The sequence below is a fragment of the Citrobacter sp. Igbk 17 genome (assembly GCF_028069775.1).
In the GTDB taxonomy this organism is placed as follows: Bacteria; Pseudomonadota; Gammaproteobacteria; order Enterobacterales; family Enterobacteriaceae; genus Citrobacter.
Genome location: NZ_JANEWI010000103.1, coordinates 1 through 358 on the forward strand (window position 1 = coordinate 1; position 358 = coordinate 358).

At 44.7% G+C, this 358-nt stretch carries 1 protein-coding gene; it reads right to left on the minus strand.

Translation table 11 applies throughout. The annotated features are described in order from the left end of the window. Positions 1 to 358 (minus strand): type VI secretion system contractile sheath small subunit (gene tssB / locus NNO08_RS22985; RefSeq protein ID WP_271457612.1); only part of this gene is annotated, 358 nt, incomplete at both ends.

Sequence of the window (358 nt, forward strand, 5' to 3'; positions counted from 1 at the left end):
GCCGGGTTCAGCAGAATTTTTTCCAGCTCCTTTCGAAAAGCCTGGTTATCCAGCAGATTGGCCTTTAAATCACGCAGCAGGTTGCGCATGGAAAGCATGGCTTTCAGCTGGGGTATTTGTCTGGAAACCTGTTCCGGTGAGAAATCTTTCATGTTCTGGAATGTCAGACTGATGGTGTCCTCACTGCCGTCATCAGCAAGCGTATTTTTAACAGTGAGGTCGACTCTGGGGGAATAATCAGAAAGAACAGCATCGAAATTGTTTTTAGTTATATTGGTTTTTTCACGTCCGGATAAGGGTGAGAAATCCTGACCATTACTGAAATCACCTGCAACCAGTAATTTCAACGGCAATTCTG